Here is a 22,340-nt window from a genome sequence, read left to right on the forward strand (position 1 = left end):
TTATGAAACGGTTTTCTTTTTTGACGATACTGATCATTCCCTTCGCCCTGTCGGCACAGCAGGCCGACTCGCTGCGTCGGGAAGTAACCATAGAGAAAGACTTTACGCCCATCGTGCGCGATGCCTCGAAAATCAACACCCTCCCCGAGGTCGAGGCGCCTACGGTCACCCGGCAGTCGATACAGTACAGCGACTGGACGGTACCGGCCCCGCTCGAGGCCCGCGCCGTGTTGTTGCCGGCCGGCGGTTTCGGCGACCCGGCCCGCGAAAACCTGAAGCGCGGCTATTTCGATTTCGGTCTGGGCAATTACTGGAACATGGTGGGCAATGCCGGCTACCGCATCCTGCAAAGCGAGAAAGACCAGTTGGGCGTGTGGCTGCAACACCGCTCGACCTGCGGCTCGGTAGACTACAACCAGACTCTGCCGGGCTATGAAACCTCGCGTACGATGAGGCAGCTCGAAGAGCGGGTGGTGGCCGACTATCGCCATTCGTTCGAGAAGCTCGACCTGGGTATACGGGGCGGCTATCGGTACGACTCGTTCAACTACTACGGCCTGCGTTTCCCCGGTGTGCAGGGCATCGCCTCGCCCGGGCAGGAGATAAACCGCTTCTTCCTCAAGAGCCGCATCGCCTCCAGCAACCCCGATGCCCAACTGCGCTACTCGGCATCGCTGGCCTACTATCGGTATGGCTACCAGCGGGGCTATCTGCAAGGCGACAAGGGGGCTGCCGAAAATGTGGTAGCTGCCGATTTCGCCCTCGTGGCCCCCATCGACCCCAGCAGCGACATAGCACTCGACGGCGTGTTCGACTATGTGGGCTACAACCGGTTGCCGTCGGCATCGGGCTATGGCATGCTGTCGCTCAATCCGCGGTACAGCTGGCACAACGACCGGGTGTCGCTCTCGGCCGGTGTGAAGGCCGACATCTCGTTCAACAACGGCACCATCTTCCGCTTTGCCCCCGATGTGCGTTTCGACTGGACCATCGTGCCCGACCTGCAGTTCTACACCCTACTCACCGGAGGCAAGCAACTGAATACCTGGCATCGGGTATCGGCCCGTACGCTCTACTTCAATCCCTCGGCCGTGGTCGACAACAGCTATACTCCGCTCGATGCCCGGCTGGGGCTGCGGGTCAACGCCCTGCGCGGCTTCTCGATAGGTATTTCGGGCGGCTACGAAATCGGTAAGAATGTTCTTTTCCTCGAGCCCGAACAGACCGTGAACGGCCAGTTTACCGGCGTGTCGCGCTTCTGGGGTATCGATGCCTATGCCTGGAAAGCCGGTCTCGACCTCTCGTATCGCTACGGTACCCTGTGGGAGGCTTCGGCCCGGGTCGACTATTGCCGCTGGACCACCACGGGCGGCGGTCAGGTGGTATCGTATGATCGGCCGCAATGGCAAGGCGGGGTGAATGTGCGTTACAATCCGCTCGCTGAACTCTCGCTCGAGGCGGGTTACGACTTTGCCGCCGTGCGCAAATACGGCGTGCTGGGCGCCATCCCCGACATGCACCTCGTGCATGTGAAAGCCTCGTATGCCTTCACCTCCTGGTTCTCGCTTTATGGTCTCACCGACAATCTGTTGAACCGTAAATACGACATCGCCTACGGTATGCCGGCTCAGGGAATCAGTTTCATGTTCGGAGTCGATTTCAAATTCTGATTCCCGCTCTCTGCGGTACCTTTGTCTCCGATACTCGGGCTATACATTATTTAATAAAAAAGTAGAAAAAAAGGCTGTTTTACAATTCGATTTCCTATTTTTGCGCAAAATTTGAACGAAAGTTGCGTGTATGGCGAAGAATTTGGTAATAGTAGAGTCTCCGGCAAAGGCTAAAACAATAGAGAAGTTTCTGGGAAAGGACTACGAGGTCCTCTCGAGCTATGGTCACATTCGGGATCTGAAGAAAAAAGATTTCAGCATAGATATTAACGACCATTATAAACCTATTTACGAGATACCTGCCGACAAGAAGCAGGTGGTCGACACCCTCAAGGCCGAGGCCGCCAAGGCCGATATGGTGTGGCTGGCTTCCGATGAGGACCGCGAGGGAGAGGCTATTGCCTGGCACCTGTTCGAGGTGCTGAAGCTGAAGCCCGAGAAGACCAAGCGTATCGTGTTTCACGAGATTACCAAAGATGCCATTCTGCATGCCATAGCCAATCCGCGCGATATAGACATGCACCGGGTCGATGCCCAGCAGGCACGCCGGGTGCTCGACCGCATCGTGGGCTTCGAGCTCTCGCCGGTGCTGTGGAAAAAGGTGAAACCGGCACTTTCGGCCGGTCGGGTGCAGTCGGTAGCCGTGCGGCTGATTGTGGAGCGCGAGCGCGAAATCGCCGCCTTCAAGCCCGAGGCTGCCTATCGGGTAGTGGGCGAGTTTGTCCTGCCCGGCGGTGAGGTGCTGAAGGCCGAGTTGAACCAGCGGCTCAAGACCGAAGCCGAGGCGATGGCTCTGCTCGAGGCCTGCAAGACGGCCGCTTTCTCGATTGGCGATGTGACGGTGAAACCCGCCCGCAAGTCGCCCGCAGCCCCCTTTACCACCTCGACTCTGCAACAGGAGGCGGCCCGCAAACTGGGATTCTCGGTGGCCCAAACCATGATGGTGGCCCAGCGGTTGTACGAGGCCGGACACATTACCTACATGCGTACCGACTCGGTCAACCTCTCGTCGCTCGCCCTCAATACGACCAAAGACGAAATCATCAAAACGCTGGGTGAGAAATATCTCCACACCCGCAACTACCATACCCACACCAAGGGGGCACAGGAGGCTCACGAGGCTATCCGCCCCACCTACATCAGTCACCGCGAAATCAACTCGTCGTCGCAGGAGAAGCGGTTGTACGAATTGATTTGGAAACGTACCATCGCCTCGCAGATGAGCGACGCCGAGCTGGAGAAGACCACGGCGACCATCACCATATCGGGGCGCAAGGAGTATTTCGTAGCCGTAGGCGAGGTGCTGAAATTCGACGGTTTCCTGAAGGTGTACATGGAGTCGACCGACGACGAAGGCGATGCCGAGAGCAACGACAAGATGCTGCCCCCCCTGACCCGAGGCGAGGCGCTGACCCTCTCGACCGCTACCGCCACCGAGCGATTCTCGCAGGCTCCCGCCCGCTACACCGAGGCCAGTCTGGTACGCAAGCTCGAGGAGCTGGGTATCGGCCGTCCGTCGACCTATGCGCCCACCATCTCGACCATCCAGCAACGCGAGTATGTCGAGAAGGGCGACCGCAAAGGGACCGAGCGCAAGTACCACCTGCTTACGCTGAGCAAGGGCAATATCCGTGCGGTCGAGAAGAGCGAGATTACCGGCGCCGATAAGGGCAAGTTGTTGCCTACCGACATCGGTGTGGTGGTGACCGACTTCCTCACCGAATACTTCCCCGAGATTCTCAACTATAATTTCACGGCCAACGTCGAGCAACAGTTCGACGACATTGCCGAGGGCAAGACCGTGTGGAGCGACGAGATAGACCACTTCTACAAACTGTTCCACCCCGTGGTCGAGAGTGCCATGGCGCTGCGTCTGGAGCACAAGGTGGGCGAGCGTGTGCTGGGTACCGACCCGAAGAGCGGCCGCCCCGTGTCGGTGAAGATAGGCCGCTTCGGGCCGCTGGTACAGATAGGCACCCCCGATGACGAGGAGAAGCCCCTGTTCGCCTCGCTGCTCAAGGGTCAGTCGATGAGCACCATCACCCTCGACGAAGCCTTGAAACTCTTCGAGCTGCCCCGTACGCTGGGCGACTACGAGGGCAAGACGGTGGTGGTAGGTATCGGTCGCTTCGGTCCCTATATCCGGCACGACGGCAAGTATGTGTCGTTGCCCAAGGAGTACACCCCGCAGGGCGTGACGCTCGACGAGGCCATTGCCCTGATCGAGCACAAGCGCGAGGAGGAGAAGCAGCGCTTCATCAAGAAGTTCGACGAAGACCCCGAGCTCGAGTTGTTGAACGGACGCTTCGGCCCCTACATCGCCTACAAGAAAAAGAATTACAAACTGCCCAAGGGCACCGAGCCCGCCTCGCTCTCTTTTGCCGACTGCATGAAGATTATCGAGGAGGCCGACAAGGCACCGGCCAAGAAGAAACCGGTCCGCAAGAAATCGACGAAATAAGAGGCGGTTTATCCTATTGCAGCGAACGCTTTGTCCCCAACCGGGGAGCAAAGCGTTTGTCTTTTTTTGAGCACTCTTTTTGAGAATACGAGGTACCCTGTGGCAGGCCCGGCCGACGGGGTGTCGCACAATTTGCCGCAGAGATGAGGTAAATTTCGAAAGGTGTGCTTATTTTTGGAAAAGATAAAACAGAGCGTGTATGGCAAAGGAGCTTTTCAATCGATATGTGTGGCTTATCGACCTGCTGCAACGCTACGGCCGCCTCACCCGTCGAGAGATCGACGAGTTGTGGATGCGAAGCGAATACTCCGAGGGGAAGCCGATGGCGCGGCGTACCTTTATGAATTACCGGCAGGCGATACAGGAGATGTTCGACGTGAATATCGAGTGCGACCCCTCGACCTACGAATACTACATCGAAGACCCCGAGGCCCTCGAGGGTAACGGTGCCCGGGTGTGGGCGCTCAATACCCTCTCGGTCAACACCCTGCTCAACGAGAGTCAGGAGCTGCGCGACCGCATCGTGCTGGAGAATATCCCTTCGGGACAGAAGTTCCTGCGCCAGGTCTTCGAGGCGATGAAGGAGAGCCGCATGGTGTGGCTCTCGTACCATTCGTTCCGCCGGATTACGGGGTCGCGCACGCTGGTGGCCCCCTACTTTGTGAAGCTCTTCAGGCAGCGGTGGTATGTGGTGGGCCTCCCGGCAGGAGAGCGCAGAATCAAGACCTATGCGTTGGACCGCGTGACCTCACTCGAGTTGAGCGACCGCACCTTTGTCTATCCCGAGGGGTTCGAGCCGGCCGACTATTTCAAGGATTGTTTCGGCATTACTTACGGCGAGCAGCCGGCCGAGGAGGTGGTGTTGCGGGTCTCGGCCCTCCAGGCCAACTACCTGCGCACGCTGCCGTTGCACGAGAGCCAGGTCGAGAGCGAGCGCGGCGACAGCCATTCGGTTTTCCGCTACCGGTTGAAGATTACCCCCGACCTGGTGCAGGAGCTCTATGCCCTGAGTTTCTGGCAAGCCGAGGTGTTGGCTCCGCAGTCGTTGCGCGAGGCGGTGGCAGCGCGGTTGGCCGAGAGTCTGGCCGGTTATCGGGGTCCGTTGTCACAGCGTTGAGCCACGTGGCTCAATCGCCGGTATAGACCGCCTTCATCGAGCCCAGCGCCAGTTTGCCCTCCACCTTCAGGGGGATGCGCCGCGAGTCGGTGCTGATCCAGGCCGAGATGTTGTCGCTCGTCTTTTTGCCCGAAGTATCGTAGAATCGGAACCGCACCTTGAAGGTGCTGTACTCCTTTTTGTTCTGTTTGAGAATCTCCTGTCCCAGATACTCGATGTCGAGGTATTCGAGGCTTTTTCCCGAGAAGATTTTGGTCTTGTAGAGCTGGTTCATGGTCATGGCCCTGAAGTCGAAGGCCCGAATCACATAGAAGATGCTGAGCATGTCGTAGACGATGCCCGGCTCGGTGAGGGTGTAATCCTCGATGGCATTCCGCTTGGGTCGGTAGAGCCGTATCTTCCCCGTGGTAGCCGATTCGGTATGGGAGTAGTGCACCTCGTCTTTGCGGTAGGTACCGCCCTCGTCGGCGAGCTTGGCATAGTAGATGGGCAGCAGGTTGCTGTTGCGGCGCATGTCGGCTACGAGGGTGTCGCGCACCCGGAAGATGTTGTCGGCAAAAGGCAGCGTGCGCGCCGTCATCACCGAGTGGTAGCTGTTGGGGCGGACGGTCAGCTGCAAGGTAGCCGTGGCGGCCCGTTTCCAGAGAAACCCCAGTTGGTAGATGATGTCGTAAGTGAGGTTCTCGGGTTGCACTCCCGGTAAGGTTTGTGCCTGGGAACTCGTGACCGACAGCAGGCTGCCGGCGAGGAGAGCGAGTGTCAGCACGGCGAGGCGTGCCTTTGCAACGATAGACGTATGACTCTGGGTACACATGGCCTTGTAAGAGTTAAGCAGGTCAGTAACTTCGTTTCTTCTCCTTGGGTTTGTTTTTCTTGATTTTGTCGGGCTTCTGTCGGTCGACGGGGGTGGCGTATATGTCCCACTCCTGTTCGATGTCCCAGTTGGCCTTCAGTTCCAGCTCCTGGGGGTAGTACGACACCTCTTCGGGCTGTCGCTTCTCGGCATAGTTGCCGGTATCGTATTTGCCGTTCCCGTTGCTGTCGATGTAGAGTCGGGCATAGTAGGTGCCCGGGTTCATGTACATGAATTCGGCCCCTCCGTTGACGACAGGAGCCGACCTCACCGGTTTGTCGCCCGAGTCGAGAATCTCGACGATGGCCGAGTCGGTAACTCCGGTGATGGCAAGGTAGAGGTTGGCATAGTCTTCGAGAGCCTTCACCTTGAATTCTTGCGTGTAGTCGTCGGTGAAAAGCCCGTAGATATTGGTGAAGGCGGTCGAGTCCATCACCACGCGGTAAGCCTCGCCTGGCGTCCACTTGTAGGAGAGGGTATAGTCGCGTATGGCTATCGAGTCCTGCTGGAAGGTGACAAGCGAGTCGGCTACGGGAATCCACAGCGTATCGCGTTTCTGCTCGAGGTGAATCTTGCCCCGGTCGTAACTCTGCAGCGGTTCGGCAAAGGAGAATCGCAGCGGGCGGTACAGGTCGAGCGAGCCGCTCGTCTTGGAGCTCATCTGCAGGAATTCGATTTTGGGAGCCTCGATCGAGTCGCCCTCCTCTTTCTTCTTCTCTTTTTTCTTGGTGTTCTTGTATCGCCTCATGGTGAACTTGAGCGTGTCGTTGTAGAGCGACAGTTCCCGGAGCGAGTCGGTGCGCAGGTACTCGGCGGCAAAGAGCAGGGTATCCATGTTGTAGATGGTCGAGTCCTTAATCCAGTATTGCAGGCTGTCGTTGTGGGGCGACCGCTCGAGAATGGCCCAGTCGTCGCTCTCGAAGTTGAGCGGCTTCAGACGGGGCAGCGAGTCGGCCGGAGCCTTGAAGTAGATATTGAGCCGGCGGCGGTCGGTGCGCTCGGTCTTGTCGAGGTATTGCGATTGAAACCCCTCGTTGAACGAGGTGAGCAGAATGTCGTTGGGGTAGAAGTGGGTGTGGTTGTACTCGATGATGGTGTCGATGGTGACACTGTCCTTCCACAGGGTATCGACATGCAGCTTGACATCGGCCGTAGGCACGACGATGGAGTCGAAGAAGGCAATCTCTTCCGACGGGTTGTCGAACTTGTAGTCGCGGTTGAGGTCCTTGAGGGCGAAGAGCCGATATTTGCCCGGGGCCACGTTGCGTATGGTGAAGTGCCCCAGTTCGTCGGAACTGGCGATTCGCTCCAGCGGCAGCTTCTGGAAGGCCGAGTCGTCGAGGTTGCTGTGCAATCCTACCAGCATGCCGGTCACCGGCTCCAGGTCGCTGGCATTGAGCAGGATGCCCGACACCTGCAGCGAGTCGATGGTGGGGCCTGTCGAGAAGGAGTAGGCAAAGCTGTAGAGCGGGTTCTTCTCGTTGTTGTCGACAATCGAGTTTGAGAAGTCGATGGTATAGGTGGTGTTGGGCAGCAACGAGTCTTTGAGCTCTACGGTCACCTTGCGCCCCAGGGCCCGGATTTCGGGCATGTCCTTTTGCGGGGGCGATACAATCACCTTTTCGCCCGGGCTTTCGACCTGGATGATTTCGTCGAATTCGATTTCGACCCGCTGTTTCGACACGTTCAGCGCGCCGGGAGCCGGGGTGCTCTTGACGAACAGCGGCGGGGTCTCGTCGCGGGGCCCTCCTCCGGGTCTCGACATATTGGCACAGGAGTATATCGACAGCACCAGCACCAGAGCGGCGGCAAACCGATAGGCGGTCGTGGGGGAAATAGGTCGTTTCAAATTCATTGTCAACGGTTTTGAGTGTAAAGGTACTATAAATAAGAACAAAAACAAGTTTTGTTCTGTTTTGCCGGATAATTCTATCTATTCGTTGCAAAGATAGATAAAGATAGTGAAAGCCGAGACTAAAACTAAAAACAAGTATTCTTGTCTTCCCGGAGTTGTGCCGGCACCGTGGAAAATCAGTAGGGCGGCTTCAATCTTCTCTCATGCCCTACCCGACAAAAAATACTGCAACAAAAGAACGATTAAAAGTTCTCTCGTTGCAGTATACAACTCGCTAAGCCCTTTGTTTTGGATAAGGCGTTTTACTGCCGGGCGCCGCCGGTATCTTCGGGAGCCTTATTTACGCAGCAGGGTCTTTATTTCATATTGTTTGCCGTTTGAGGTCTTTACAACCCACACATTCAGGCCTTCGGCCAATCCGGTATTCTCTATGCGATATTCGTTCGCTCCCACATTCCGGTGATGAAGCAGTCTGCCGGAGATGTCGTAAACCGAAACCTCGGCTATCATCTCGGTCGAGAATACTGTTGTCGCTCCGGCTTCGGATACACAATAAACAGCTGCTTTGCCGTCTATTTCGTTGATTCCCGATACGGGTCGTGTCTCGCCGAAATTCGGGCGCAGATGAATGTTGCCGTAGTCGTCGACTTTGATTAATAGGCCTTCGTGGTTGTAGTAGAAATATCCTGTTTCCTCGTTGTCGAAAGCTACATATACGAGGTCATCTCCATTCAGCTGGTGGATTTCGAAATAATAACTGCCGGCTTCCAGTTCGGTTGCGGGGAAAGGATAAGAGCAGGGTTCTCCTACCCTGTCGAGGCTCATGTGGCAAGAAACCGTTTTCACCAGTTCTACTTGAAGCTCGTTCTCTTTGTAAACGCTCAGTTCGAAATCGCATTCATGGTCGGCAACGCCTTTCCCGCCCAATCCTACGGTAATCGAGGTGAGGGTGTCGGTTTGCGAGATATAGAACAAATTGCCGTATGTCATCTCCGAGGTACCGGCCACACCGTTGGTGAAAATTTCGTGCTCTTCGATATCCGTGGCAAAGGTCGAGTCGGAAACAAGAACGTCGACCGATGCGATGTTGTCATTTGGGCTCTCATCGGCGGCATAGTCTATCGATGCTGTGATTTTTGCGGTTCCCACAGGCACATTGTCGATAGTGGCTTTGGTCGTGATATTCAGTATTGCGTTGGGTTGTACAGGTTCTTCCACGGTTTTTCTTGCTACCTCTTCATCGCCGACGGTTATCACAAAGTCAAATTTCTCTGATGCGAGGTTCCCTTTGTTGCGCACTGTCGCTTGAAATTCGCGCGGGGCGTTGAACTGGTTCACAGGCATCATGTGGTATACGTCCGGAGCGAAGGTTTCGATAGCCAAGTCGTGCCCTTTCATTGTCTCTACCCGTATGCTGGTGAGATTCAGGTAGGAGAGTTTCGTCGATTTCACGGCGAGAACAAAATGGCCGGATTCTTCGATGGTGAATGGTATCGTGTCGAGACCTTCTTTTGTAGTGACGTTGGTGAAAGATCTCAGGATTTTTGCCTTGTCCATGTCTTCTCCCGATTGAGCCAATAATACATCGAAATCGTCACTGTCGCCCTCTTCGGCGCTTCCGCCCATATAGTATTCCAATATCATGCGGTATTGGCCTTTGTCCAATGTCAGGCATCGAGAGATGAGCGGCACGTTCACTTTCTCGCAGTTGTACGAGCCATGGCCGTCGTAGATGACGTTGACTGCCCAGCCTCCCTTTTCGCCGGATATCCAATCGCCATGATTGCCGCTGCTTCTCGTAAAATCGGAAACAAACGGGAGGGACGTGATCGGCTCGAAATTGCGCACCGAATCTTGTGCAGATTCATACTCTTCTCCGTCATACGAAACCCGCACTTCCACGTAATGCCAGCCAAGGGCCGACAGGTCGACAGTTTGTGCGAATGTGATTTCGGTCTCCTCGTTGGGGTCCAAGACGATGTCTTGTTCTTCGTTCACCCAAACTCCTTCTCCATCGTTCCCGCGTAATTGGTAGCTGTAATAGAGTTTTTCGGTTTGATTGGTGCCCTCGTTCTTTACGGTGAATTTCACTGGAGATTCCGCAGACAAATCACAACCCGATACGGGTAAGATGACGTTTGTGAGGGTCAAATCGGGTTGACCGCTGAAAGCGCCTTGTTCAATGCTGAAATTGTCTATCTGAATGCGGTATCTGTTTTTCTCTGAGAAAGCATGGAGGGCGAAATAATAGGTGCCATCCTCGGGTATATCGACTGTATTGAAGGCCTTCTGCCAGGTATCGACTTTCACGTCGGTGTACTGTTCGATAACTGTCATGGTCGTCGGGTCACTGCTCGTCCCGTACATCAACTCGAAATTTTCGGCCGAAATAGTCGATGTCATGTAATCGAACGAGACATTGATTTGTCCTTGCTCGATTTGTATCGGAGGAGTAATCATGTAATCGTTAGCCGGGTTTTCCCAGGAGTACAGATAAAGGGCGATACCTGTTCCACCGTTGGCATCGTCGAGCAGGTTGTTGTATTCCCATGTCTTATCGTCGTTGTTTACGTTCAATATGGTCCAGCGTTGGAAAGAGCTTTCAGAGTTGAATCCGTCGGTAAACGGCAATTCTATGATGTCTTTGTGCTCGAAAGCAGAAGCCAGAGTGTCGTTGTAATGGATACAGTCCGAAGCACAAGCTATCCATGCCTTTATCTTGTATGTGCCCAAAGCAGACAAATCGCATTTTGTCGAGAAATTGTATGTTGTGCTTTCGCCGGGCCGGAGATTGATGTCGAACTGCTCGGTCACGGTTTTGCCATCATTGATTGAATAGTAAAAACTGACTTCTTCGGCCATACTTTGCTGACCGGTGTTTGACAAGCTCATGGAGAGGGTCTCTTCGCTGCCCGAGAGGCCGGAAACATTGATTTGGTCTACCGCCAAATCGAAATGGGGGTGATGCTCGACGACGTCGATCAAGCCGTTCAGTTTTACTTCGAACAGATAGGTATATCCGGCACGGAACTCATAATTGTCGAATCTCCCGAACTTGCCATTGGCAATGGCCACCCACATGCCCGGGGTCGGGTTCGTTATGCAGAAATCATATATACCCGGTTCCACAAAAATGCTTTGCCGGGTACCCCGCAGTACATTCGATGTGGACAATGCTCCGTCGGCATTTTCCGGTATTTTGTAATTAAATAAATCATAAATCTCTGAGGATATATCGCCATACTCTCCTGCCAATATTTGCAGGTTGGGCAAGATGATATCGCCGTACGTCGAGTGGCTGCCGTCGAGCAACATCTGGTAACCTGTTCCGTTCCCTATGATGTCTTCCTTGGTTACGGATAGCACGATTTCGGCTTTCTCTTCGGACTCAAGATTATCAGCCCTGCTGGGAAAAGCCAACAGCATCATAGCCGTCAAAAGTAAACATGAGTGTTTCATAAGTTAAATAATTAAATTGAACAAACGGTTTTATTAGAGAGTATTATAAAGCTGTATTGGATTCTGTTTTTTCGGGATTAAGTGATGAATGTATAAAAATATTTATAAACAGAGTATAGTAATATCTACGAAGGTTTAAAAAATACAAACTTTTAGTTATATTAATAATCGAGCGCTTGCTCAGAACCGTCGGAGTGGAGTTGTCGTATGAGTGGGGCGGTCGTGATGAATAGGCGACAAAGATGCTAATAATAAATAAATCGAATAATTTTGGGCATCTGTGAAAAAATAATATATCTTTGCACCTTGATAAAAATACGAAAATCAATTAAAACAAAAAATAAAGTACTAATCACATGCAAAACAAAGGATTTATTAGAGTCATTGCGGTTTTGCTTACACTTATCTGCTTGTTCTACATTTCGTTTTCGGTTGTAACCGCTGTTTACAACAACAAAGCGAAAGAGTATGCCGCCGGCGATGAGGCGAAGTATAAACATTATATCGACTCTATCTCTACGGAAAAGGTGTATTGGTGGTATTATACGTATCAGCAATGCCGTGAAATGGAAATAGGTTTGGGCCTCGACTTGAAAGGCGGTATGAATGTAATGCTGCAAATTTCGGTGGCCGATGTGCTCAAATCGTTGTCGAATAACAACCCCGACCCCAATTTCAATGCGGCTATTGCTGCCGCACAGGCTGCACAAGCCGGGAACAACGATTTTATCGCTTCGTTCTACGACGAATACAGAAAAATCGATCCCAATGTGCGCCTCTCGGCTATCTTCAGCACCTTCCAGTTGAAAGACAAGATTACGCCGAAGTCGACCAACGAAGAGGTAATAGCCGTTTTGCGCAACGAATTGAACAGTGCGGTAGACAACTCGTATAATGTATTGCGCACGCGTATCGACGGCTTCGGTGTGGTTGCTCCCAATATCCAAAAGTTGGAGAAAGACGGTCTTATCTCGATAGAATTGCCGGGTATCAAAGAGCCCGAACGTGTAAGAAAACTGTTGCAAGGTAGCGCAAACCTCGAGTTTTGGGAAACTTATAAGCTCGACCAGCTCATTGCCAAACTCGATGCTGTAAACAACGCTCTGGCTGCTGCCAATGCCGGCCAGGCTACCGACTCGGTAGCTGCCGAGGCTCCCGTTACCGAACCTGCACCGGCTGCAACCGACACGACGGCTACTGCCGCTGCCGCTACGGGCGACAGCACCGCTCAGTCGCTGAAAGCCAAACTGCAGAAAGAGGAGTCGGATGCCGAAATGATGGCTCGTTTCCGCAAACAGAATCCGTTGCTTTCGCTGATGAACTATACACAAGCCTACGGCGGTTCGCCGGTAATCGGTATTGTGAACAAAAACGATACGGCTGCCGTAAACAGCATGTTGTCGAGCAAGATTGCCCGCGACATCCTGCCCAGCGACCTTATCCTGCGCTGGACGGTGAAACCCATCGACGAGAAACAAACCATGTATGAACTCGTTGCCCTTAAAGCCGGTAAAGGAGGAAAAGCTCCTCTGGGCGGCGACGTGATTACCGATGCTCGCGACGATTTCGACAAGATTAAAGGCTCGGTAGTGAGCATGACCATGAATGCCGAGGGTGCCAAGACGTGGGAGAAACTGACCCGCGACAACATCGGCAACGCCATCGCTATCGTGCTCGACAATCAAGTATATTCGTTCCCCAATGTACATGGTGCCATCACGGGTGGTAGCTCGGAGATTACGGGCGGATTCTCGCCCGAAGAGGCCAAAGACTTGGCCAATGTGCTCAAATCGGGTAAGATGGCAGCTTCTGTAACGATTGTACAAGAAGACATCATCGGTCCTTCGCTGGGCCAGGAGGCTATTCAAAACGGATTGATTTCGTTCTTGGTCGCTTTGGTGCTGCTGATGGCCTATTTGATTATCATGTACGGCTGGACGCCGGGCCTTATTGCCAGCTTCGGTGTGATATGCAACCTTTTCTTCACTGTGGGTATTCTTGCCTCGCTGCAAGCCGTGCTCACCCTTTCGGGTATTGCCGGTATCGTGTTGTCTTTGGCTATGGCGGTCGATGCCAACGTGCTGATTTTCGAGCGTACCAAAGAAGAATTGCGTGCGGGTAAGAATATGAAATCGGCGGTTGCCGATGGTTACAAGAATGCATTCTCGGCAATCTTCGACTCGAACTTGACCTCTATCATCACGGGTGTGATTCTGCTGATTTATGGAACGGGTCCCATCTTGGGCTTTGCCACAACCTTGATTATCGGTATCGCTACTTCGTTCTTTACGGCTATCTTTATCACCCGTCTCATTTTCGAGGCTGGTCTGAACCGCGGGAAATTCAATAATATGACTTTCACTACGGCTATTTCGCGTAATTTCCTCACCGATACCCACATCAATTTCGTAGGGTTGCGCAAGATAGGTTATATCTGCATTCTGGCCGTAATAGCCGTGTTTGTCGTTTCGTTCTTCACTCGTGGAATGAATCAAGGTATCGATTTCTCGGGAGGCCGTAACTATGTGGTTCGATTTGAACAACCGGTAAGCCCGCTCGAAATCGAAAATATGCTTGAGCCTTCGTTCGAAGGACATTCGTTGTCGGTAATCACCATCACGAGCAGCAATCAAGTGCGTATCTCGACCAATTACCGTATTGCCGATAACGGCGAGGAGGTTGACCGTGAAATCGAAACAAAACTCTACGAGGGAATGAAGAGCCTGCTGGGCGATACTACCTATGAAGAGTTTTCCAAGAATATGATTCAGAGCCGCCAGAAGGTAGGCCCGACTATTGCCGACGATATTAAGGTGGGAGCCTATTGGGCAGTCTTTTTCTCGTTGATTGCGATGGCTCTGTATATCTTGCTCCGATTCCGCAACATCGCGTTCAGTGCGGGTACGCTGGTTTCGGTAGCCTTTACCACTTTCTCGGTAGTGGGCTTGTACTCGCTGCTTTATGGAGTTTTGCCCTTCTCGATGGAAATCGATCAGAACTTTGTCGCTGCGGTATTGACGGTTATCGGTTACTCGGTGAACGATACGGTGGTAATCTTCGACCGTATTCGCGAGGAAAAAACGCTCTATCCCAAGCGCGATTTGGTAACGTCGATTAATAGCGCCTTGAACAGTACGTTGCCTCGTACAATCAATACGGGACAAAGTACGATTATCGTGCTGCTGTGTATCCTCTTGTTGGGTGCTGAGTCGGTTCGTAGCTTTGCATTTGCCATGCTGTTCGGTGTAATCATCGGTACGTTCTCGACCTTGTTCGTGGCTACGCCCATCGCTTACGAAATCCAACGCCGCAGCATTGCCAAGAAGGCCGCCAAAGAGGCTGCCGCTGCCAAATAAAGCAGGCGCTTAAGCATAAGAAAAAAGGGATCCGAGTTTTCGGATTCCTTTTTTTTGTCACCTTGGGTGGCAAGTCATTGTCTGTGGCAGGGGCCGGGGCTGGCAGTCACAACAAAAGGGGCTGAACCGAGAAGTGTATCCGGTTCAGCCCCTTTTGTACCCCCGCCGAGAATCGAACTCGGATTTAAAGTTTAGGAAACTTCCGTTCTATCCGTTGAACTACAAGGGCATTCAGCCGACAAAAGTAGTATAAAAATTTATATCCGTCAACCCTTTGGGCCGATTAGTCGAAGAGGGCTTTCAATATTTCGGGCGAGTGCAGCTCGTCGATGCCGGGCTGGTGCAGGCGGTAGTAGGTGAGTATGCGGTCGAGCACGGCGTTGCGTTCGCCCCGGTTGAAGCGGAAGTAGCGCAGGTTGTTGAAGTCCATGCGGGTGAGCTGCGCGAAAATTTCGGCCTCGCGGGGCTCGAGCGTATAGGCATGTAGCGGGCGGCTGGGGGTGAATATGCCGTTGAGCATGTCGAAGTAGTAGCCCGGGTGGTAGCTCTCCATGTTGGGACTGAAGCCGAGAAATCCGCACAGTTGCAGCAGGAAGCAGAGGTGAAAGTTGGCTTTGCCCTCGTCGATGAGATTGAGCACCTGGATAGCCTGGGCAATGAAGGCGAAGAGCTGCGGGTTGGGCTCGGGCATCTTGAGGGTCTGGCCCAGCATCTCGGCCAGGAACAGCGTCTCGGCATTCTTCACCGGGTCGGTATAGATGTTTTGCAGGGGGAGCATGGTGCGGGCCTCGACAATCTTTTGCAACTCGCGGGTGTTGCGATGGTCGATGTCGAGTTCGAGAATCGAGAAAGGCATGAAGAGCGGGCGGTACATGCGGGCTTTCCGGCCGTTGCCCTGAGGGAAGAGGAACGCCATGCGTCCATATTCCCGGGTGTAGAGGTGAGCCACCGCTACCTTGTCGTTGTAGGGGATAATATGCAGAACGATACCTAAGGTTTTTTCGAGCATTCGAGTAATAAGTTTAGTGCAAAAATAACTTTTTTTGAGCAAAAGGGAAGAGCCTCTAAGCGACTGTTTTAACAAGAGTTTTAAGTGGGAAAATGATAAAAGAGCCTCACAGCAAAGGGGGCTCTGGAATATGAGGTTATATTTGTACTATCATGTAAAAAAAAGGTATGGAACGGTTGGAAGTTTTTGATTACTCGAATGTGCTTATTGCGAGTTATTTTACCGATAACCGGGGTTGTGCCCACGAGAATCGAGATCATACGCTCATCTATTTATGCTCGGGTGAGCTGGAGATTGAGGAGCGGGGCCGACGTACCGTGCTGCGTGCGGGCGATTGTGCATTTATGCGGCGCGATAACCGCATGTGGTTGCAAAAGCGCATTGTAGGCGACAAGCCTTATCACTCGATTGCTTTGAAATTTTCGAAGGCATTTCTCCGGGAGTTTTATCAGCAACGGCTCGACCCGAGGGAGATTCCTGCCGAGAGTCGCCGGGAGAGAGTGAGTCTGTGGATATTGCCACGCGACCGGGCCGATGTGCGCTCGTTGTTCGAGTCGGTGATTCCCTATTTCGAATCGGGGGAGAAACCCTCCGAGGAGATACTGAAACTGAAAATGGTCGAAGGGGTGTATGTGTTGTTGCATACCGACAGCAGTCTGTACGCCTCGTTGTTCGATTTTGTGGAGCCGTGGAAGATCGATATTCTCGATTATCTCAACGAGAACTACATGTTCGACCTTTCGTTGAGCGAAATTGCCGGTTATACAGGGCGTAGCCTCGCTACGTTCAAGCGCGATTTTGCCAAAGTGAGCGACCTTACTCCCCAAAAGTGGATTATCCGGCGGCGACTGGCTGCCGCTCACGACCTGATCAAGAGCGGGCACCATCGCATTACCGATGTTTGCTACGAGGTGGGGTTCAAGAATCTGGCCCATTTCTCGCGAGCTTATAAAGAGGTTTACGGAGTTCCGCCATCGGCAAAATGAGCTTCTGGGTAAAGTAGATTGAGCCCCGCAACAAACCCGTTGCGAGGCTCAATCTTTATCTTTGCCTTATAAACAATCAACTACAAGTATGGAAACTATGCAAGGAAAAGTCGCTTTGGTTACCGGGGCAGCGACCGGTATAGGGTTGGCTTGCGCCGAGGCTTTTGCCCGGGCTGGAGCTACCGTAGTGATGGCCGATATTAACGAGCCGACAGACCAGGCAGCCCGGCTGGTGCAAGCGGGGTACGCGGCCGTGCCCTACCGCTGTGATGTCTCCGATACGAAGGCTGTAGAAGAGATGATAGGTTGGATAGTGGCCACCTATGGCCGGTTGGATGCCGCGCACAACAATGCCGGCATACAGACCCCGCAACGGCCCATGGCCGAGATTACCGACGAGGAGTTTGACCGCACGGTGGCCGTCGATCTGAAGGGGGTATGGAACTGCATGCGTTACGAGATACGCCAGATGCTCAGGCAGGGCGGTGGTGCCATTGTCAACACCTCGTCGCAAGGCGGAGTCACGGGCTTCCCCGGGCAGGCTGCCTACATAGCCTGCAAGCATGCGGTCATCGGTCTCACACGTACGGCCGCTATCGACTATGCCGCCCAGGGAATACGCATCAATGCCGTGTGCCCGGGTGTGATACGAACCCCGATGGCCGAAGAGTTGCTTCGGCGAAATCCCGATTTGGAACAAGAGCTGGTGCGCGATATTCCGGCCGGCCGCATGGGGCGTCCCGACGAGATTGCCCACGCTGTGCTGTGGCTGTGCTCCGACGATGCCAGTTTTGTAGACGGCCACGCTTTGTTGGTCGATGGTGCATTTTCGATTCATTGAGAGAGGCAAACATGAAAGAAGAGAATCGAACAGGAGCAATAAGCCGCCGGTCTTTTTTCAAGCGGGCGGCTGCGGTCGGAGCCGCACTGGCTCTGCCTTCGGGAATAGAACGCGTTTGGGCCGGGGAGTCGCCGGCTGTCGATAAACCGCAGGCCGATCAACCGGTAGGGGAGGCAGCCACGATTGCCACCCGCCGGGTATTGGGCAGCGGAGCGGCAGCCTTGGAGGTATCGGCTCTCGGGTTCGGGGTGATGGGCATGACCTATAATCGCAGTCAGCACCCCGGGAAAAGGGAGTGTATGGCTCTGCTGCATGAGGCTGTGGAGCGTGGGGTAACTCTCTTCGATACGGCCATTATCTACGGACCGCTGACCAATGAGCGGTTGGCGGGCGAGGCGCTGGCCGCCTTTCGCGACCGCATTTGTGTGACGACGAAGTTCGGCCACGAGGTGATTGACGGGAAAGCGACCGGTCGGCAAGACAGCCGCCCGGCTACGATTCGTCGTTATTGCGAGGAGTCGCTGCGTCGGTTGCGCATCGACTGCATCCCCCTCTTTTACCAGCATCGATTCGACCCGCAGGTACCCATCGAAGAGGTAGCCGGCACGTTGGGCGATTTGATTCGCGAGGGCAAGGTGCGTTGTTGGGGGTTGTGCGAGGTGAGTGCCGAGACTATCCGCAAGGCTCACGCCGTGCAGCCGCTCACGGCGATACAGAGCGAATATCACCTCATGCACCGGGCTGTCGAGGAGAACGGCGTACTCGACACCTGTCGGGAGTTGGGCATCGGCTTTGTGCCGTACAGTCCGCTGAACCGGGGCTTTCTGGGTGGTTGCATCAACGAATATACCGCCTTCGACCCGAATAACGACAACCGTCCCACGCTGCCACGATTCCAGCCCGAAGCCATCAGAGCCAATCTGCGCATCGTGAATGTGCTGCAAGAGTTCGGCCGCACCCGGGGTATGACCTCGGCCCAGGTGGCGCTGGGCTGGCTGTTGCAAAAGGCCCCGTGGATAGTCCCTATCCCGGGCACCACGAAGCTGTCGCATCTGGAGGAGAACCTGCGAACCCTCTCGTTTGAGTTGCCGGCAGCCGACTGGCGGGCACTCGAAGCGGCTGTGGCCGAGATTCCCGTCGTGGGCGACCGGTACAATGCCGAACAACAGCGTCAGGTAGGTTTTTGAGTCGGTGAATCAATATCCCGATAATCGGTTTCAAGAGGTCCCCTCGTCCCGTATCGAGTTGAACAGGGGTTATATCGAGGGGCGAGGGCGACCCGAAATCGAGTAGTAAAAGGGGGTAAATGAAAGATTTTTAGGGAAAAATTTTGCCAATTCAAAAAACCGCTCTATATTTGCACTCGCATTTGGAAAGGGCGCCTTACTTTTTACATCTAAGGCGCATTTTTATCAAGGGCCCATTCGTCTATCGGCTAGGACGCAAGATTTTCATTCTTGAAAGAGGAGTTCGATTCTCCTATGGGCTACGAATATAAAAATAAAATAATTAGGAGACTATTGAGATGGCAAATCATAAATCGTCGGAAAAAAGAATCAGACAAACACAAGTGAGAAATTTGCGTAACCGTTACTACGCAAAAACTGCTCGTAACGCCGTTCGTAAATTGCGTGCTACTACTGTAAAAGAAGAGGCCGCCGCTTTGTATGTAAAAGTGAGCTCGATGTTGGACAAGCTGGCTAAGAAAAATGTAATCCACAAAAACAAAGCCGCTAACCTGAAATCGAAATTGGCTCTCCACGTCAACAAATTGTAATTTCGTAGAGATTGAAAATCGGCAGGGACACCCCCGCCGGTGATAGGTACGGCCCATTCGTCTATCGGCTAGGACGCAAGATTTTCATTCTTGAAAGAGGAGTTCGATTCTCCTATGGGCTACTTTAAGAGTGCGACAGTAACGGCTGCCGCACTCTTTTTATATTCGGCCGGTCGAGGAGGACCGGCGATGTGTAAAACCCGTGGCGTTTGTCTCTGAAAGGGTGCGATTTCTTGGCGTGATATTTCGTCATTCCAACTTTTTTCTCTATTTTTGTTTGTTCGTGGAGAGACGGCTTTTCGAGCCGCTTCTACGGTGTTTTTCCCGTAAGGTACCGGTCTGAAAACCGGAGGAGGGAAAGACCTCAATACAAATAAAAAGATTCGGATAATATGTCAGAAGGAACAGAAAACAAAACTTATTCAGCCGATAGTATTCAAGTGCTCGAAGGGCTCGAGGCCGTTCGTAAGCGCCCGGCCATGTATATTGGCGATATTGGCGTCAAAGGTTTGCATCACCTGGTCTACGAGGTAGTCGACAACTCAATCGACGAGGCTATGGCCGGTTATGCTACACACATCGAGGTGTATATCAACGAAGATAACTCGATAAAGGTGGTCGATAACGGTCGTGGTATCCCGGTCGACATGCACGAGAAGGAACACAAGTCGGCCCTCGAGGTAGTGCTCACGGTGCTTCATGCGGGTGGTAAATTCGACAAGGGTTCTTACAAGGTATCGGGTGGTCTGCACGGTGTAGGTGTTTCGTGTGTGAATGCCCTGTCGACCTATCTGCGTGCCGAGATTCGCCGCGACGGCAAGGTCTATATGCAAGAGTATGCCTGTGGAAAACCGCTGCACGATGTCGAGGTGATTGGCGAAACCGACGAGCGGGGTACGACGATTATCTTCCACCCCGATGCCTCTATCTTCACGACTACGGTCTACGACTACGATATTCTGGCACACCGCCTGCGCGACCTGGCCTTCTTGAATGCCGGCATTACGCTGTCGCTGATCGACCGTCGGGCAGTCAACGAGAACGGCGAGTTCCGGAAAGATGTTTTCTATTCGAAAGAGGGCTTGAAAGAGTTTGTGCGCTACATCGACTCCAACAAGGAGCACCTGATCGACGACGTGATACACATCTCGACCGAGCGTCAGGGTGTCCCCGTCGAAGTGGCCATGACCTACAATACCACCTACAACGAGAACGTATACTCCTACGTCAACAATATCAACACCATCGAGGGCGGTACGCACCTCACCGGTTTCCGCCGCGGTTTGACCCGTACGCTGAAAAAGTATGCCGAGGATTCCAAGATGCTCGACAAGGTGAAGGTCGAAATCAGCAGCGACGACTTCCGCGAAGGCCTTACCGCCGTTATCTCGGTGAAGGTGATGGAACCTCAGTTCGAGGGTCAGACCAAAACCAAGCTGGGTAACAGCGAGGTAATCGGTGCTGTCGATACGGCCGTGAGCGAGGCGCTGGCCAACTATCTGGAAGAGCATCCTGCTCAGGCCAAGGCCATCGTCGAGAAGGTAATCATTGCTGCTACGGCCCGTCATGCCGCCCGCAAGGCTCGTGAGCTGGTACAACGCAAGTCGCCCCTCTCGGGAGGCGGGCTGCCCGGTAAGCTGGCCGACTGTTCTTCGCGTAACCCCGAGGAGTGTGAGATATTCCTCGTCGAGGGTGACTCGGCCGGTGGTTCGGCCAAGCAGGGCCGCGACCGTATGTTCCAGGCCATTCTGCCGTTGCGCGGTAAGATTCTGAATGTCGAGAAGGCCATGGACCACAAGGTATTCGAAAGTCAGGAAATCAGCAACATGTTCAAGGCGCTGGGCGTAACCATCGGTACGGCCGAGGATTCGAAGCAGGCCAACATCGAGAAGCTGCGCTACCACAAAATCATCATCATGACCGATGCCGATGTCGATGGCGCACACATTGCCACCCTGTTGCTCACCTTCTTCTTCCGCCGCATGCGTCCGCTCTTGGAGCAAGGCTACGTCTATCTGGCCACGCCGCCGCTCTACAAGTGCAAGAGCAAGCGGGGCAAAGCCGAGGAGTATTGCTGGACCGACCAGCAGAAAGACCAGTTCTGCGTGAAATACTGCGACGGCAACGAGCAGTTGATGGAGACGCAGCGTTACAAAGGTTTGGGTGAGATGAACCCCCACCAGTTGTGGGAGACCACCATGGACCCCGAGAACCGTATCCTCAAGCAGGTGACTATCGACAATGCCGCCGAGGCCGACCGCATCTTCTCGATGCTGATGGGCGAGGATGTAGGTCCGCGTCGCGAGTTCATCGAGTCGAATGCCACCTATGCCAATATCGATGCTTAATTGCTGAAACCAGATACGAGTCAGCCCGGTTGTTCAATATCGGGCTGACTTGGTTTAAATAGAGTTGTAACACTCCCCGGGCGATGCCGCGCTGCATCGGGGCCGGGGAAGAATAAAAGAGAGTCGTGTTATGGAACGGAAAGCGTTGAACAGTCTCGGCTACATGGAGCTGATAGCCTTTTTTATCTTTGTGCTGTTTTTGGTCGGCGTCTATTTCGACCTCACTTGGTTGCAAGCGGCCATGGCCGTCTGTTTTGTAGGACCTGTAGCGGGTATTCTGCGCTATCCCAGGCGGTGCAAGTCGACGGGCGAGCCTTTTGTCAAGGCTCGTTTCGCCTGGTCGTTCATCACGCTCTTCCTCTATCTGGGTATGGCCTTCGGGCTGCTCAAGGTCTTTTGAGCTTATGTAACAACAGCGGGGGGAGTGTCGCTCTGTGCCGCGGGGTACGTGGCCGGGCGGTTGTGAAATAACACCTGTTTTTTCGCTCAAAAGTCCAGAATAAGTTCCGTTTTAGTTTGTTTCTACCGACGTTTTCGCTATCTTTGGATAGTCATAGGAGACGAGGCGGCAAGGCCTGCGTGAGAGTGAGGCCGTTATCGCCATCCGA

At 53.6% G+C, this 22,340-nt stretch carries 14 protein-coding genes and 3 tRNA genes; 12 read left to right on the plus strand and 5 right to left on the minus strand.

Translation table 11 applies throughout. The features are described 5' to 3' along the window. The first annotated feature begins 2 nt into the window (after positions 1-2). The 3 genes from B5F38_RS03650 (at position 3) to B5F38_RS03660 (ending at position 5,248) form a co-directional block, all read left to right on the plus strand. Positions 3-1,670, plus strand: coding sequence for a TonB-dependent receptor (locus B5F38_RS03650; RefSeq protein ID WP_087407971.1), 1,668 nt, complete (start codon positions 3-5; stop codon positions 1,668-1,670). 130 nt (positions 1,671-1,800) lie between these two features. Then, on the plus strand, positions 1,801-4,131 hold the full coding sequence (gene topA, locus B5F38_RS03655; RefSeq protein ID WP_087407972.1) for a type I DNA topoisomerase: 2,331 nt from the start codon (positions 1,801-1,803) through the stop codon (positions 4,129-4,131). A 199-nt stretch (positions 4,132-4,330) separates the two neighbouring features. Continuing rightward, the gene (locus tag B5F38_RS03660) at positions 4,331-5,248 is read left to right on the plus strand and encodes a WYL domain-containing protein (RefSeq protein ID WP_087407973.1); all 918 of its coding nucleotides are present in this window, start codon (positions 4,331-4,333) and stop codon (positions 5,246-5,248) included. 10 nt (positions 5,249-5,258) lie between these two features. Here the strand turns inward: B5F38_RS03660 and B5F38_RS03665 are convergent, their stop codons facing one another. From B5F38_RS03665 to B5F38_RS03675, 3 genes are all read right to left on the minus strand, one after another. Then, entirely contained in the window at positions 5,259-6,062 is an 804-nt protein-coding gene (locus B5F38_RS03665; RefSeq protein ID WP_087407974.1) for a DUF3108 domain-containing protein, read from the minus strand. Between the two features lie 22 nt (positions 6,063-6,084). Further along, on the minus strand, positions 6,085-7,956 hold the full coding sequence (locus B5F38_RS03670) for an Ig-like domain-containing domain (RefSeq protein WP_087407975.1): 1,872 nt from the start codon (positions 7,954-7,956) through the stop codon (positions 6,085-6,087). A 336-nt stretch (positions 7,957-8,292) separates the two neighbouring features. Next, positions 8,293-11,415, minus strand: coding sequence for a DUF2436 domain-containing protein (locus B5F38_RS03675; protein WP_087407976.1), 3,123 nt, complete (start codon positions 11,413-11,415; stop codon positions 8,293-8,295). 356 nt (positions 11,416-11,771) lie between these two features. On the opposite strand from B5F38_RS03675, the gene secDF reads away from it, so the two are divergent. Then, positions 11,772-14,771, plus strand: a complete 3,000-nt coding sequence (gene secDF, locus B5F38_RS03680) for a protein translocase subunit SecDF (protein ID WP_087407977.1) — start codon at positions 11,772-11,774, stop codon at positions 14,769-14,771. A gap of 157 nt (positions 14,772-14,928) precedes the next feature. On the opposite strand, the gene B5F38_RS03685 is transcribed toward secDF, so the two are convergent. After that, positions 14,929-15,000: transfer RNA gene (locus B5F38_RS03685), tRNA-Arg, on the minus strand. A 54-nt stretch (positions 15,001-15,054) separates the two neighbouring features. Next, positions 15,055-15,780: a DNA repair protein RecO C-terminal domain-containing protein gene (locus B5F38_RS03690; RefSeq protein ID WP_087407978.1), complete on the minus strand. Its 726-nt coding sequence runs from the start codon at positions 15,778-15,780 to the stop codon at positions 15,055-15,057. A gap of 167 nt (positions 15,781-15,947) precedes the next feature. Here B5F38_RS03690 and B5F38_RS03695 point away from each other — a divergent pair, with 167 nt between their 5' ends. The 8 genes from B5F38_RS03695 to B5F38_RS03730 all read left to right on the plus strand — a co-directional run bounded on the left by B5F38_RS03695 (position 15,948) and on the right by B5F38_RS03730 (position 22,132). Next, entirely contained in the window at positions 15,948-16,766 is an 819-nt protein-coding gene (locus B5F38_RS03695; protein ID WP_087407979.1) for an AraC family transcriptional regulator, read from the plus strand. A gap of 88 nt (positions 16,767-16,854) precedes the next feature. Continuing rightward, positions 16,855-17,607 carry an SDR family oxidoreductase gene (locus B5F38_RS03700; RefSeq protein ID WP_087407980.1) on the plus strand — a complete coding sequence of 251 codons (753 nt, stop codon included), beginning with the start codon at positions 16,855-16,857 and terminating at the stop codon, positions 17,605-17,607. 11 nt (positions 17,608-17,618) lie between these two features. Beyond that, positions 17,619-18,794 (plus strand): aldo/keto reductase, encoded by a 1,176-nt coding sequence (locus tag B5F38_RS03705; protein ID WP_087407981.1) that lies wholly within the window; start codon positions 17,619-17,621, stop codon positions 18,792-18,794. A gap of 230 nt (positions 18,795-19,024) precedes the next feature. Next, a tRNA-Glu gene (locus B5F38_RS03710) sits at positions 19,025-19,096 on the plus strand. Between the two features lie 36 nt (positions 19,097-19,132). Continuing rightward, positions 19,133-19,384: a 30S ribosomal protein S20 gene (rpsT, locus tag B5F38_RS03715; RefSeq protein ID WP_008862907.1), complete on the plus strand. Its 252-nt coding sequence runs from the start codon at positions 19,133-19,135 to the stop codon at positions 19,382-19,384. A gap of 50 nt (positions 19,385-19,434) precedes the next feature. After that, a tRNA-Glu gene (locus B5F38_RS03720) sits at positions 19,435-19,506 on the plus strand. A 270-nt stretch (positions 19,507-19,776) separates the two neighbouring features. Next, positions 19,777-21,732, plus strand: a complete 1,956-nt coding sequence (gene gyrB, locus B5F38_RS03725; RefSeq protein ID WP_087407982.1) for a DNA topoisomerase (ATP-hydrolyzing) subunit B — start codon at positions 19,777-19,779, stop codon at positions 21,730-21,732. A 130-nt stretch (positions 21,733-21,862) separates the two neighbouring features. Next, a complete protein-coding gene (locus tag B5F38_RS03730; protein WP_087407983.1) occupies positions 21,863-22,132 on the plus strand; it encodes a hypothetical protein in 270 nt (89 codons plus the stop codon). Positions 22,133-22,340 lie beyond the last annotated feature (208 nt).

The organism is Barnesiella sp. An22, from assembly GCF_002159975.1.
GTDB lineage: Bacteria > Bacteroidota > Bacteroidia > Bacteroidales > Barnesiellaceae > Barnesiella > Barnesiella merdigallinarum.